General features: G+C 37.1%; 13 protein-coding genes. 3 read left to right on the top strand and 10 right to left on the bottom strand.

The window, feature by feature from the left end; genetic code table 11:
• Position 1: 1 nt before the first annotated feature.
• Positions 2-892 carry a tRNA modification radical SAM protein MnmL/YtqA gene (mnmL, locus tag WMO38_RS00265; RefSeq protein WP_349160890.1) on the top strand — a complete coding sequence of 297 codons (891 nt, stop codon included), beginning with the start codon at positions 2-4 and terminating at the stop codon, positions 890-892.
• Entirely contained in the window at positions 889-1404 is a 516-nt protein-coding gene (locus tag WMO38_RS00260) for a DUF4364 family protein (RefSeq protein WP_021867189.1), read from the top strand. Before mnmL ends, WMO38_RS00260 begins: the two co-directional genes overlap by 4 nt.
• On the opposite strand, the gene yihA is transcribed toward WMO38_RS00260, so the two are convergent.
• Genes yihA through tig form a run of 5 tightly spaced genes read right to left on the bottom strand, consistent with a single transcriptional unit; the run spans position 1405 to position 7572 of the window.
• A complete protein-coding gene (yihA, locus tag WMO38_RS00255; RefSeq protein ID WP_021867188.1) occupies positions 1405-1986 on the bottom strand; it encodes a ribosome biogenesis GTP-binding protein YihA/YsxC in 582 nt (193 codons plus the stop codon).
• A gap of 9 nt (positions 1987-1995) precedes the next feature.
• Positions 1996-4305, bottom strand: coding sequence for an endopeptidase La (gene lon, locus WMO38_RS00250; RefSeq protein WP_349160888.1), 2310 nt, complete (start codon positions 4303-4305; stop codon positions 1996-1998).
• 19 nt (positions 4306-4324) lie between these two features.
• Positions 4325-5593: an ATP-dependent Clp protease ATP-binding subunit ClpX gene (gene clpX / locus WMO38_RS00245; protein WP_021867186.1), complete on the bottom strand. Its 1269-nt coding sequence runs from the start codon at positions 5591-5593 to the stop codon at positions 4325-4327.
• A gap of 55 nt (positions 5594-5648) precedes the next feature.
• Positions 5649-6230, bottom strand: a complete 582-nt coding sequence (clpP, locus tag WMO38_RS00240) for an ATP-dependent Clp endopeptidase proteolytic subunit ClpP (protein ID WP_021867185.1) — start codon at positions 6228-6230, stop codon at positions 5649-5651.
• A gap of 52 nt (positions 6231-6282) precedes the next feature.
• Complete coding sequence (gene tig, locus WMO38_RS00235) at positions 6283-7572, bottom strand: trigger factor (RefSeq protein WP_186836312.1); 1290 nt, start codon at positions 7570-7572, stop codon at positions 6283-6285.
• A gap of 210 nt (positions 7573-7782) precedes the next feature.
• Between tig and WMO38_RS00230 the strand changes: the two genes are divergently transcribed.
• Positions 7783-8262, top strand: coding sequence for an acyl-CoA thioesterase (locus WMO38_RS00230; protein ID WP_021867183.1), 480 nt, complete (start codon positions 7783-7785; stop codon positions 8260-8262).
• Between the two features lie 87 nt (positions 8263-8349).
• Here WMO38_RS00230 and WMO38_RS00225 read toward each other — a convergent pair whose 3' ends face one another.
• The 5 genes from WMO38_RS00225 to WMO38_RS00205 form a co-directional block, all read right to left on the bottom strand.
• On the bottom strand, positions 8350-8559 hold the full coding sequence (locus WMO38_RS00225) for an alpha/beta-type small acid-soluble spore protein (protein WP_021867182.1): 210 nt from the start codon (positions 8557-8559) through the stop codon (positions 8350-8352).
• Between the two features lie 100 nt (positions 8560-8659).
• Complete coding sequence (locus WMO38_RS00220) at positions 8660-9769, bottom strand: D-alanyl-D-alanine carboxypeptidase family protein (protein WP_021867181.1); 1110 nt, start codon at positions 9767-9769, stop codon at positions 8660-8662.
• Between the two features lie 25 nt (positions 9770-9794).
• Complete coding sequence (locus WMO38_RS00215; RefSeq protein ID WP_021867180.1) at positions 9795-10346, bottom strand: DJ-1 family glyoxalase III; 552 nt, start codon at positions 10344-10346, stop codon at positions 9795-9797.
• Between the two features lie 123 nt (positions 10347-10469).
• On the bottom strand, positions 10470-11453 hold the full coding sequence (locus WMO38_RS00210) for an alpha/beta hydrolase (RefSeq protein ID WP_186836314.1): 984 nt from the start codon (positions 11451-11453) through the stop codon (positions 10470-10472).
• Between the two features lie 187 nt (positions 11454-11640).
• The gene (locus WMO38_RS00205; protein ID WP_349160886.1) at positions 11641-13821 is read right to left on the bottom strand and encodes a sodium-translocating pyrophosphatase; all 2181 of its coding nucleotides are present in this window, start codon (positions 13819-13821) and stop codon (positions 11641-11643) included.
• Between the last annotated feature and the right edge of the window lie 166 nt (positions 13822-13987).

The raw sequence follows: 13987 nt of genomic DNA, 5'->3' as shown, positions 1-13987 counted from the left end.
TATGCTTCCACATTTCTACTCGGTAAATGAATATTTAAAAGGCACTTATGGTGTCAAAATGTATAAACTGGCCCTGAACGGTGGGATGAATTGTCCCAACCGTGACGGGCTTATTGACACAAGGGGATGTATTTTTTGCAGTGCCGGAGGTTCCGGTGATTTTGCATGCACTAATGTTGACGATGCAAAAAAACTTATATCAAATAAATATACAGGAAATAATTTTATTGCATACTTCCAGTCCTATACCAATACATATGCAGATGTCAGCTATTTAAGAAATTTATTTATGCCAGTTATTAATAATCCTGATGTTAAGATACTGTCAATCGCAACAAGACCCGACTGCCTTGACGACAGTGTTATAACTCTGCTTGGCGAACTCAATAAAATTAAACCTGTATGGATTGAACTCGGATTACAGACCATCCACAAAAAAACTTCTGATTATATAAGGCGTGGCTATGAACTTGACATTTTTACCGATGCCGTTAAACGCCTTAACAATTCAGATATAAAAGTAATTGTCCACATGATACTTGGTCTTCCGGGCGAAAGTGATGAAATGATGCTTGATACCGCACGTTTTATCGCAAACAGCGGTGCCTGGGGAATAAAACTGCAGCTGCTTCATGTCCTTAAAGGAACTGATCTGGCTGATGATTATAACAATCACCTGTTTGAAACTATGACTATGGACAATTATATCAGGCTTATCGGAAGAATCATTGAACTCCTGCCACCCGATATGGTTATACACCGTCTTACAGGAGACGGTCCAAAAAAAATTCTCATTGCACCTTTATGGAGTGCAGATAAAAAGCGTGTCCATAACAGTTTGATGCAATATTTTACAAACAACAATATTATTCAAGGACGGAACTACGAATGAGTACGGATGCAACAACCCTCTATAAACTGATGGTTTTATATATGTTAGATAAAGTTAATTTTCCTCTGTCTAACAGCCAGATTGCTGATTTTATGTTAGACAGACAATATACCAATTATTTTACGCTTCAGGAAGTATTAAGTTCGCTTGCAAGCGACGGTTTTGTGCAGATTCTCACATACAGAAGCAGCACGCAATATAAGCTTACTAAAGAAGGAATTGATACAATTTCTTTTTTCTATAATAAAATTTCTCAAGCTATACGTGATGATATTGACAAATATCTCAAAGATAATAAATATGATTTAAAATGTGAAGTGGGAACAACTTCTGATTATTATAAATCGACAAACGGTGATTTTATTGTTCACTGTCAGGTAAAAGAAGGCAACACTAATCTTATAGAATTAAATGTTGCCGTTCCTCTCGAATCACAGGCTGACGCAATGTGTGCCAGATGGCGTGACGCCAGCCAGGATATATATGATTTTGTAATGAATAAACTTATGTAATTATATAAATTGTTCTATAACGTCCCATAATTCAGGGATTCCCTGTTTTGTCTGTGATGAAACAGGGATAAGAATATCATCAGCAGAAAGACCCAGCCCTGTCCTTACAGCTTTAATCTGTTTGGCATGCTGGCTTCTTTTTATTTTATCAAGTTTTGTTGCAACTATGACAGGATGATATCCATTAGAAACTATCCAGTCATACATCATCTTATCATTTGCAGATGGGTCATGTCTTATATCAATAAGAAGAAAGACCTGTTTTAACTGACTTGATTTCTTCAGATATTTCTCTACCATCTTGCCCCATTTTTCCTTTACGGACTGGCTTACATTAGCATATCCGTAACCTGGCAAATCAACAAGGAGCATTGCATCATTAATATTATAATAGTTAATTGTCTGTGTCTTTCCAGGCTGTGATGATGTCCTTGCATATGACTTTCTGTTCATCAGGGCATTTATAAGTGATGATTTACCTACATTAGATTTGCCTGCAAACGCAACTTCCGGTAAGTCTGTTTCCGGCACCTGACTTGTAACACCAATTACAATATCAAGATTTACTTTTTTAATAACCATAGTTTTCTCCTATTTTACAATGGCAAGTTTAAGGACTTCTTTCATATCGCTTACATATACAATCTCAAGTCCCTGTACAATTTCTTCTTCAAGCTCTTCTACATCAGATTTATTTTCCAACGGCACTAACACTCTCTTTAATCCGGCTGTCTTTGCTGCAAGCAGTTTTTCTTTAAGACCGCCTATAGGCATTACTCTGCCTCTTAATGTAACTTCTCCTGTCATTGCTGTTGAGGCATCTACAGGCTTTCCTGTAACTGCGGAATAAATGGCTGTCGCCATTGTTATTCCGGCTGATGGTCCATCTTTGGGAACTGCACCTTCAGGTATATGTATATGTATTGCATTCTCTTCAAAAATCTGGTTTTTTCTTACAACAGAGCGGACATATGAGAGTGCTATCTGTGCAGATTCCCGCATTACATCTCCCATATTTCCTGTAAGAATAAGTTCAGGCTTACCACCAAGAACATTTACTTCTATTTCAAGAGTATCACCGCCAGCTGCTGTCCATGCAAGTCCACGTACAATGCCAACCTCATTTTTTCTTGATGCCTTTTCCTTAATGAACTTAACTTTTCCAAGATATTCACTGAGATTTTTATCTGTAATGACTATCTGCTTTTCAATATTTACGCCACCAACCGTGTAATTCTTTCTTACAACTTTTCTAAGAACAGCAGCTATCATTCTCTCAAGCTCTCTTACACCGGCCTCCATTGTATAGCCATCTATTATTTTTGCAAGTGCCTTATCGGTAAATCTGACTGACTTCTTTGTAAGTCCATTCTTTTTTAACTGTTTTGCCACAAGATGCTCTTTTGCAATATGCAGTTTTTCATTTTTTGTATAACTGCTTACTTCTATAATTTCCATGCGGTCAAGAAGAGGTCTTGACACCTCTGACAAATCATTCGCTGTAGCAATAAAAAGAATCTCCGACAAATCTACAGGCATATCAATATAATGATCAACAAAATGCGAATTCTGCTCTCCATCAAGTACTTCAAGAAGTGCCGATGATGTATCAGAACGATAGTCATTACTTACTTTATCTATCTCATCAAGAAGCATGAGCGGATTTTTAACTTTTGCTTTTCTAAGACCGTCAATGATTCTACCAGGCATTGCACCGACGTATGTTCTTCTGTGTCCACGGATTTCTGCTTCATCTTTTACACCACCAAGACATATACGTACATATTCTTTATTAAGTGACTGTGCAACCGAACGTGCAATACTTGTCTTTCCTGTTCCCGGAGGTCCTACAAGACAGATTATCGGTGCATCAGCATTATGTGATACTTTTCTCACTGCAAGCGTCTCAAGTATTCTCTCTTTAACTTTTTTCATTCCATAATGATTTTCATCAAGAATTTTTGCCGCATTTTCTATATCATCGCTGTCCTGAGAACTGTTTTCCCATGGAAGTGAAAGAAGCGTTTCTATATAGCTGCGTTCAACATTTGCTTCTGACGAACCCTGTGAAAGCACTTTATAACGCCGTATTTCTTTTTCAATCTGCTCTTTTATTTCATCAGCTGCATTAAGACTCTCAAGTTTTTCCATATACTCATCTATTTCAGATGAGCCATCTGTGCCGTCAAGCTCCTCGTTGATATATTTGAGCTGTTCTCTAAGATAATATTCTTTCTGGTTTTTCTCTACTTTTTCTTTTATGCCATCTTCGAGTTCTTTTTTTATGTCAAAAATATTGATATCCTCAATAAACATCCTTGCAAGTTGTTCATAAATTTCATTAACATCACTCATCTCAAGGAACTTCTGTTTTACAGTATAATCAACCGGATAATCCGCAAGAATTTTTTTGACTTTTTCCTGAAGATTTTTGGCAATAAGCCATTCTTTTAAAATATCTTTGCTGAATCTCTGGTTAACTGCTGCATATCTGCATATAAGCTCATTAAGTGATCTTATCATAGCTATTTGTGTCAGATTATCAGGTGCTAAAAACCAGTCTCTGTCAGTAACTATATCAGATATAAGCATTCCATCAGATTCACTAACTGTATTAACCATTCCTTTATACTTACCTGCCACAAGAACTCTTACAATGCCCTTTGGAAGTTTTATCAGCTCTTTAACCTTCGCAACAGTTCCTACAGAATATAAATCATCCTGCACAGGATTTGCAGTATCTATATCTTTCTGTGTGAGAAGAAAGATTGTTTCATTCGTCTGCATGGCTTTTTCTACAGCATGAATTGATTTTTTCCTGTTTATATCAAAATGTATGACCATGTCCGGTAACACGGTCATACCTCTTAATGCAATTGTTGGTAATACCATCTTTTTCATAATCCAACAACTCTCCATATTATTGTGCTTTATTTACCTGCTCAGTTCTATATTCGATAACAGGCTTTCCTGTTCCATCTACAGCTTCCTTTGTAATAATACATTTTGAAATTGTATCATCAGAAGGGATTTCAAACATAACTTCATTCATAACAGATTCAAGTATTGAGCGGAGTCCTCTTGCTCCTGTCTTTCTCTCAAAACTCTTCTTTGCCACTTCACGCACTGCATCTTCAGTAAATTCAAGTTCTACTTCATCAAGCGAGAACAATGCCTGATACTGCCTGATAATAGCATTCTTTGGCTCACGAAGAATTCTTACAAGTGCCTCCTCATCAAGCGAGTCAAGTGCAACAACAACCGGTACACGACCTACAAACTCAGGTATAAGACCAAACTTAATTAAATCCTGAGGGAGAACTTTATGAAACATCTCTCCTACATCCGCATCTGTCTTCTCTTTTATCTCTGCATTGAATCCGATTGAGCTCTTGTCCATTCTTGATTCAATAATTTTTTCAAGTCCGTCAAATGCACCACCACAAATAAACAATATATTTGTAGTATCTATAGGAATAAGCTCCTGCTGAGGATGCTTTCTTCCCCCCTGAGGCGGAACTGAAGCAACTGTACCCTCAAGAATCTTTAAGAGTGCCTGCTGTACACCTTCACCCGAAACATCTCTTGTTATTGAAACATTTTCAGACTTTTTAGTTATTTTATCTATTTCATCTATATAAATAATACCATATTGGGCCTTATCTATATCATAATCAGCCGCCTGTATTATTTTCAAAAGAATATTCTCAACGTCTTCACCTACGTAACCAGCTTCTGTAAGTGTTGTTGCATCTGCAATTGCAAATGGAACATTGAGAAGCCTTGCAAGATTCTGTGCAAGAAAAGTTTTACCTGAACCTGTAGGTCCAAGCATAAGAATATTACTCTTCTGAAGTTCAACATCCAGATCTTTTCCTGACAAAATACGTTTGTAGTGGTTATAAACTGCAACTGAAAGAACTTTTTTTGCATCATCCTGTCCAATTACATAATCATCAAGAAATTCTTTAATTTCCTTAGGTTTTAAAAGATTTATATCAAGACCGGCATCTGATTCGTCCATCTTATCATCATCAAGAAATTCTTCATCAAGAATCTCGCTGCATATGCCAACACATTCATCGCATATATATGCTCCGTTTGGACCTGCAATAAGTTTTTTAACCTGATTCTGCGTTTTATTACAAAATGAACATCTAAGCTTATCGTCTACATTTTTGCCTGCCATAACTCCTCCTTAAACAACAAAGGACTGCCACATAAGTGACAGCCCTTCGCACATATTATCTCTTTTCAACTATACTGTCAATAAGTCCATATGCAAGTGCTTCCTGTGCTGTCATATAATTATCACGTTCCGTATCTCTTGCAATCTCTTCGACAGACTTGCCCGTGTTAGCAGCAAGAATCTCATTTAATTTGTTTCTTGTCTTTAAAATATTCTCTGCCACAATACGAATCTCAGTTTCCTGACCTCTTGCACCGCCGGATGGCTGGTGAATCATAATTTCCGCATTAGGAAGAGCCATTCTCTTGCCTTTAGCACCGCCGGAAAGAAGAAATGCACCCATACTTGCTGCCATACCCATACAAATGGTTGAAACATCGCATTTGATGTACTGCATTGTATCATAAATAGCAAAACCTGCTGATACTGAACCACCAGGGCTGTTAATATACAAATGAATATCTTTGCTTGGATCTTCTGCTTCAAGGAATAACATCTGTGCAACAATTATATTTGCTGAAACATCTGTAACTTCTTCTCCAAGAAAAATGATTCTGTCCTTTAAAAGTCGTGAATAAATATCATATGATCTTTCACCACGGCTGTTCTGCTCTATGACGTAAGGTACTAAACTCATAATTTCCCTCCATTTCTTTGTGCATTATGCCAATAAAAATCAATTCAGTTTATTACTTTTCAACTGCTGAAGAAACGATTAATTCAACTGCCTTCTGGATAGCAATATCATCTTTCATCTGCTTAGCTTCTGCATCCTGCATAAACTCTTTAATCTTTTCAATTTCCATCTTGTACATATCAGCCATCTTCTGAAGTTCTGCTTCAAATTCTTCTTCTGATACTTCAATATTCTCTGCCTTAGCAACAGCTTCAAGAACAAGGCTGTTCTTAATTCTCTTAACTGCTTCAGGTTTCATCTCTTCCATAATCTTATCTGCTGTCATTCCTGTATACTGGAAATACTGCTCAACAGAAAGACCCTGCTGCTGAAGTCTCATAGCAAAATCTTCAAGCATTCTGTTTACCTGTGTATCAATCATAGCCTGTGGAATATCCATCTTAGCTGCTTCAACTACTTTTTCAATAGCTTCTGATTCTTTCTTAGCCTTAGCTTCTGATTCTTTGCGTTCTGCAATCTTCTTCTTTAAATCATCCTTGTATTCAGCAAGTGTATCGAAATCTGATACATCCTGAGCGAAATCGTCATCAAGTTCAGGAAGCTGCTTTTCTTTAATTTCCTTTACAGTAACCTTGAATGTAGCTGGCTTACCCTTTAAGTTCTCAGCATGATAATCCTCTGGGAATGTAACATTAAGTTCTTTTTCTTCACCAATATTCATTCCAATCATCTGCTCTTCAAATGTATCGATGAATGAATGTGAACCGATTGTAAGAGGATAATTCTCACCCTTACCACCTTCAAAAGCTTCTCCATCAATAAATCCTTCAAAATCAATAACAGTCATATCACCATCTTTAACAGCTCTGTCTTCAACACTTACTGTTCTTGAGTTCTGATCCTGAACCTTCTTTAATTCTTCTTCAACATCAGCATCTGTAACTTCCGCATCAGCCTTAGTTACTTCAACACCCTTGTACTCGCCAAGTTCTACTTCTGGTCTTACTGCCACTTCTGCTGCAAAGATAAATGGCTTTCCAGCTTCAAGCTGCTCAATGCTTACCTTTGGCTGTGAAACGATGTCAAGACCACTTTCCTTAGCTGCGTCTGCATATGCATCAGGAATAATCTCATTAGCTGCATCTTCAAAGAAAATCTGTGAACCATAAAGCTGTTCAATCATCTTACGAGGTGCTTTACCTTTTCTGAAACCAGGTACACTAATCTTGTTCTTGTTCTTATTGTATGCTGCGTTCAAGCCGGCCTCAAATTCTTCGGCAGAAGCTTCAATCACAAGTTTAACCATATTCTTTTCTTCTAACTGTTCAACTTTGAAACTCATTTTATAAATTTCCTCCTTAAATATATGTAAAATATTTCAATCGTACAACGTACATACTAATGGATTATATCATAGATATTTTGATATTACCAGCAAAATTTTTCACTTTACAAAACTTTATTAAATTGGCATAATATTTTATAATTATATTTGTTGTCAGAACATCTGCCCCACCTGTATAATCACAAAGTGGAGACGTAAGGAGGATTTATGTCAGAATTAAAAATAAAAACAGTTGAAGATTCAAAAACTGAGGTTTCACACCTTCTTTTCAGCAAACACATGAACAGTGCCGGAAGATTATTCGGTGGACAGCTTCTCATGTGGATAGATGAAGTTGCCGGCATTGTTGCAAGAAGACATTGTGAAGGCAATCTTACAACTGCATGTATTGATAATCTTCAATTTAAAGAGCCCTGCTATGAAAATGACGTAATTGTAATAATCGGTTATGTGACACATGTAGGACGCAGTTCTATGGAAATACGAATTGACACATACGTTGAGCGTCCTGATGGTTCAAGACATCCTGTAAACAGAGCATTTTTTGTTATGGTTGCACTTGATGCAAACAATAAACCTGTCGAAGTTCCACGTCTTAAAATACAGACTATCGATGAACAGGCCAAATGGGATGCTGCTGAAAAAAGAATTGAATTAAGAAAGCAAAGAAGAGACGAGGGGTTTTAAACCTCCCGTCTCTTCTTTTCTCTTATACTTAATGACAGCAGCCCCGACTCATTTTTCTGTCTTCAATGCCGTCATAAGGCAGTCAGATTAGTTGCCCTGTGACATCTGCTCTTCCTGTCTCTTAATCATCTTTTTAACCATGTTACCGCCTACAGAACCGGCTTCTGCTGATGTGAGGTCACCATTGTAACCCTCTTTTAAGTTTACACCGATTTCTGAAGCTACTTCCATCTTAAATCTGTCTAATGCACTCTGTGCTTCTTTCTTTGTCTTGCTTGACGCTGTTGAATTGTTCATAAAAACACCTCCATAGCAAACATTTATAATCTGTTTTGAATTTGAATAACAGCTCTCACTGCTATCCTGATGTTATTATGTTCAACATTCACAAAAAATATTATGGCAAATAATTCCCGTAAATTTCAAAAGAATCAAAAACGCAATGCCATTTGTTGTGTGCATGCGAAGTAACACAAATATAACTCTTGTCACCTTTTACAGCATAACTTACAAGGCAGTTTAATGCTTCATCCGTATAACCTGTCTTACCAGCTGTAATTGTCACACCTTCAACCTCTGTTCCATACATGCGGCTGAACATAGTATTTGTAAGAAGTATTCCATCCGGATGCTGTGTTGTCTTTTCTGTTGTATACTGGAATGTCGATAAAACCTTTGCACATTCGGAATTATCCATTGCATACTTCATAATCATTGCCATCTCTGATGGTGTCGTATACTGCTCATCATCATATAAACCTGTCGAATTGACAAAATGTGTATTTTTCAATCCAAGTTCTTCACATTTTTTATTCATAAGAACCGCAAACTGTTCTTCTGAACCTGCAACTATCTCTGCAAGTGCCGCTGCTGCATCAGCTCCTGAAGGCAGAATCATTCCGTAAAAGAGGTCAGATACAGGCACAATCTCATTTGTTCCAAATCCAGCAACTGAAGCCTGTGCATTATAAAGCGGATATAAAAGTTTATTAGTAAACTGATACATCTTCGTCACATCTTTAACATTCTCAACTGCAACAATAAGTGACATTACTTTTGTCATCGATGCCGGATAAATACGTGATTCTGCTTCACGTCCTGCTATAATTTTATTATTATTTACATCAAGCAGTGCAACATAAGGCGTTCTTACTGCTGCATCTGTTATCTCTTTATAATCGCTGCTCTTTTGTGCATATACAAATTTTTTTTCATCTTTTTTATCAATATTATCATCATTTGCCGCATCAGCATTGGCATCTATGGCAACCTGCTGTGTCTCTTTGGGATTGAGACTGCTTCCGGATGCTGTATTATTCTTTCGCACAGCAGCCGTCAGCCCCAATGATGCCACAAGTATTGCTGCAGCTCCAGTAAAAAGCATAATTTTTCTTTTCAATATCTGACGTTTTCTTTTTTTCTTCATTGCCATGGCATGCTTTCTTCTTTTCTCAATATCACGCCTTGCATATATATCTTCACCAGAGTTATCATATAAACTTCCCATTATATTCCCCATTCATAACAAATAATCAGTCTGCATACTGTGTTGAAGCAGCAAGTTCTTTGGCTTTTTCTTCACTTATAAGCAGCTTTACTATCTCAAGTCCCAGGTCAACAGAAGTCCCCATTCCTCTTGAGGTTGTAATATTTCCATCAGTTACAACTCTCACAGGTGCTAAAAGTACCTGTGCTCCATCGAGATATTTTTCAAATCCAGGAAAACATGTTGCTTTCTTTCCTTTTAAAAGCCCTATTCTTCCGAGTATGCTTGGAGCTGCACATATCGCAGCAATCCTTTTTCCCTTTTTATCATGCTCCTTTAATGCATTAAGAAGTTTTTCATTTTCCATATATGATTTATGTCCAGGTCCTCCCGGAAGAAATAATAAATCTGACTCTTCAAGATTAACTTCATCAAAAAAATAATCTGCTTTTACAGGTATATTTTGTGCACTTATAACATTTTTATCACCTGTAATTGAAACTGTATCTGTATCTATTCCTGCACGCCTGCAAATATCTATAACAGCAAGTGCTTCAACTGTCTCAAATCCGTCTGTCAAAAAAGCTGTAACTTTCATACTAATCTCCATTCTGTGGTCATATAACACCATATATTTATAGTACGCTAATCACGTAGATTTTTCAATATGTTTTATGGTAAATGTTACATAAATGTTACGTTATTTTTAATAACATAATTTTTAAAAACATCTCTTGAATAAATTATATAATCCTGCTTTCCAGACATCATCGTCATGCCCGCTGCCTTCGACTTCAAAATAATCATGTTTTATTCCTTCTTCCGTAAGTTTCTGATGATAATATCTGGTAGAATCAAGACACCATGGGTCACGGCTGCCTACCATAAGTGACAGATAAACCGGCTTTGTCTCTTCACTTTTTATCTCAAAATCTTCAAGAATCGGCTTGTTCCAGAATGAGCCTGCATTAAACTGTGTCGGTATAACGCCCGGACATGGTGCAAGAGAGCTTATATATCCTATTTTATCCTGCATTATAAATCCTATTGCAAGGCACTCTGTTCCACCCTGTGATGTTCCTATTATTCCGGTATTTTCACGCCCTGTTTTTACAGAATATGTTCTTTCTATAAACGGCATCAAATCATTTTGCAAATCATTGACAAAATTATCATAAGCTGTTCTTGACTGTTCTCCTGTAGCTGTCTCCTTTGATGCAATTTCCGATGTATACATATCAACAGTGACTATTATCATAGGCTTTGCAGTACCGTCAACGAGCATATTTCCATAAACAATATCAAGATAACTGTCATCACGGCTCCAGTCAAAATGGTCTCCTCCAAATCCATGAAGCACATAAACAACCGGATATTTCTTTTTTTCATCATATCCTGCCGGCAAAAGCACGCCGCACATCTTGTCTTTTCCTATCGTTGAACTGTAATAAATAACCCTGTCATTCATGTATCCATAATCAACACCATCTCTTTTTTCATCAAATCCCTGAGGTCTTGAAAAATCCGTGTCACCATATGGATTTCTTGGAATATCATCATCCATGGCATCTGAATTTTGTGCTGTACCTTGTGCTGTATCTTGTTTTATATCAGTATTTCCTGACTTTTTTGATGCACATGACACAAGAAATGATAATATCATTACAGGCAGTAATATTTTTGCCGCTGCATTTTTTATTTTCATAATCAAAATCAGTCCTTTCAAATAAAAATTATAATTTTATTATTTACAATTTTTATTTTAAATTATGATATCTATTATGTCCAATACCTGTTCTTAATAGATATCTATAACAAAAAGGTACAGAACGCTTTTCCACGCTCTGTACCTATTAAATTTTATAAATATGTGTATTTAAAACAAAAATATTTTATCTGATTCCGAAAATGAGATATAACAGGTTGTAGTTGTAGAAAAGAACCGCTGCAACAAGTGAAACCGTTGACATAATCTTGATAAGAATATCAAGTGATGGTCCAACTGTATCTTTAAGCGGGTCACCTACCGTATCACCTACAACTGCCGCATCGTGTGCCGGAGAACCTTTGCCCTGTCCCTCAAAAACACCTGATTCAATATACTTCTTTGCATTATCCCATGCACCACCTGCATTACCTGTAAATATTGCAAGCATAATAGCTGAAAGTGTTGCACCGATAAGAAGTCCGCCTACAAAGTAAGGTCCGAAAAGGAAACCTGAAATTACAGGGAAAATAATTGAAAGAACAGCCGGCATTCTCATCTCTTTTAAAGCTCCCTGTGAAGAAATCTCTATACATGTCTTATAATCAGGTTTTGCTTTACCTTCAAGAATTCCAGGAATTTCTTTAAACTGTCTTCTTACTTCATCAACCATCTTACGTGCCGCATTGGCAACAGCTTCAATAAGCATTCCTGAGAAAAGGAAAGGAAGTGCACCACCGATTAAGGCACCAGCAAGAATAAGCGGATTTGTAAAGTTAAGTTCAAGCTGTGAACCTTCAGGCTGGAATGCATAAAGGAAACTAACCATAAGTGAAAGTGCGGCAAATGAAGCAGAACCAATGGCAAAACCTTTGCCGATTGCTGCTGTTGTATTACCTACTGAATCAAGTTTATCTGTAATCTCACGAACCTCAGGCTCAAGTTCTGACATCTCAGCAATTCCGCCTGCATTATCTGAAATAGGTCCATATGTATCAACAGAAACTGTTGCGGATACAAATGAAAGCATGCCAACAGCCGCCATAGCAATACCAAACATTCCGGACACAGCATATGAAACGTATGTTGTTATACCAAGGATAATGAGTGGAAGCATACAAGACTTCATGCCCACTGCAAGACCCTGTGTAATTGTAAGTGCTGCTCCTTCTTTTGCACTCTCAGCAATCTTCTTAGTCGGATTATAATCATAACTTGTATAATATTCTGCTATTGCACCGATAATAACACCACTAATAACACCAAGTGATGCTGCTATCCAAGGTGATGTATATCCTGTCTTAAATCCTGCAACATCAAGTACCGCTTTAGTTTCAGGCTTAAACATAAAATATGTCGCAACAAAGCCGCCTATGATTGTGATTACGGCTGCACTCCATGTTGAAATATTCAAATCCCTGTGAGGACTATCTGAGCCTTTCTTAATAAGAACATATGCGATACCAAGACACGAAGCAATAAGGCCAATTGCCGCAAAAACAAGTGGAAAATACATCATCTTCATAAGAAGTGTATCTGAAACCGTAAGTTTATTTGCGATATTTGAAAGGAATAAGCTTACTGCAAGAATAATTGCAGATGATATAGCTCCTACAAACGATTCGAGCAGGTCTGAACCAAGTCCTGCAACATCACCTACATTATCACCTACGTTATCTGCTATTGTTGCCGGGTTACGAGGGTCATCTTCCGGAATGTGTGCTTCCGTCTTACCTACAAGGTCGGCACCCATATCTGCCGCCTTTGTATAAATACCACCACCGACACGATTAAACATAGCTACGATAGAACATCCCAATGCATAACATGAAAGACACTGTGTGAAAATGTGCTGTCCATCACGAAGTGCACTGATTGAAATCATATTAAGACCGTAACCGAAAATTATGTATACAAGGAATAAACCAAGAAGTGCGAAACCACCTACACATAATCCCATTACAGAACCACCCTTTAATGCTACCTTGAGTGTTGAACCGATATTCTTAGTCTTTCTTGCTGTATTAGATACTCTGACATTTGCATAAGTTGCAATCTTCATTCCTACCCATCCTGCTGATGCACTCATCACAACTCCGATGATGAAACATACTGATGGCTCCCAGCTGAATTTTCCATACTGGACTGAAAAAATTGCTGCAAATATAATTGCAATAATAACCACTACAATACCTATAATCTTATACTCATAAGTAATAAATGCGTTAGCTCCAACTCTGATAGCTTCCGCGATCTCTGACATACGATCTGTTCCTTCATCAAGCTTTTTGACGCCGATAAAGTTAAATGCCGCATATCCAAGTGCCAGCAGTGCTGCCACAATGACTAAAATTAATAAAGCTGCCATTAATCTTCTCCTCTTTTTTGTTTAATTAACAATCAGGCTTACACACATTGCACTGAATTATTTATATAAATTTTACTATTTTTTTATATATACGTCAATTATTTTATGCAATTTTACTTCAAATTGTTCATTTTTGCATACATTTATATTTTAACTTGCAATTCCC

The organism is Lachnospira hominis (ex Hitch et al. 2025) (assembly GCF_040096395.1).
Lineage (GTDB): Bacteria > Bacillota > Clostridia > Lachnospirales > Lachnospiraceae > Lachnospira > Lachnospira hominis.
This window is presented reverse-complemented; position numbering and strand designations above follow the sequence as displayed.

Excerpts from the sequence above, each read along its gene's own strand:
- WMO38_RS00225 (WP_021867182.1), bottom strand. The coding sequence starts at position 8,559 with ATGAACAATTCAACAGCGTCAAGCAAGACAAAGAAAGAAGCACAGAGT.
- WMO38_RS00215 (WP_021867180.1), bottom strand. The coding sequence starts at position 10,346 with ATGAAAGTTACAGCTTTTTTGACAGACGGATTTGAGACAGTTGAAGCA.
- clpP (WP_021867185.1), bottom strand. The coding sequence starts at position 6,230 with ATGAGTTTAGTACCTTACGTCATAGAGCAGAACAGCCGTGGTGAAAGA.
- WMO38_RS00230 (WP_021867183.1), top strand. The coding sequence starts at position 7,783 with ATGTCAGAATTAAAAATAAAAACAGTTGAAGATTCAAAAACTGAGGTT.
- yihA (WP_021867188.1), bottom strand. The coding sequence starts at position 1,986 with ATGGTTATTAAAAAAGTAAATCTTGATATTGTAATTGGTGTTACAAGT.
- tig (WP_186836312.1), bottom strand. The coding sequence starts at position 7,572 with ATGAGTTTCAAAGTTGAACAGTTAGAAGAAAAGAATATGGTTAAACTT.
- WMO38_RS00220 (WP_021867181.1), bottom strand. The coding sequence starts at position 9,769 with ATGGGAAGTTTATATGATAACTCTGGTGAAGATATATATGCAAGGCGT.
- WMO38_RS00205 (WP_349160886.1), bottom strand. The coding sequence starts at position 13,821 with ATGGCAGCTTTATTAATTTTAGTCATTGTGGCAGCACTGCTGGCACTT.
- WMO38_RS00260 (WP_021867189.1), top strand. The coding sequence starts at position 889 with ATGAGTACGGATGCAACAACCCTCTATAAACTGATGGTTTTATATATG.
- lon (WP_349160888.1), bottom strand. The coding sequence starts at position 4,305 with ATGAAAAAGATGGTATTACCAACAATTGCATTAAGAGGTATGACCGTG.
- clpX (WP_021867186.1), bottom strand. The coding sequence starts at position 5,593 with ATGGCAGGCAAAAATGTAGACGATAAGCTTAGATGTTCATTTTGTAAT.
- WMO38_RS00210 (WP_186836314.1), bottom strand. The coding sequence starts at position 11,453 with ATGAAAATAAAAAATGCAGCGGCAAAAATATTACTGCCTGTAATGATA.
- mnmL (WP_349160890.1), top strand. The coding sequence starts at position 2 with ATGCTTCCACATTTCTACTCGGTAAATGAATATTTAAAAGGCACTTAT.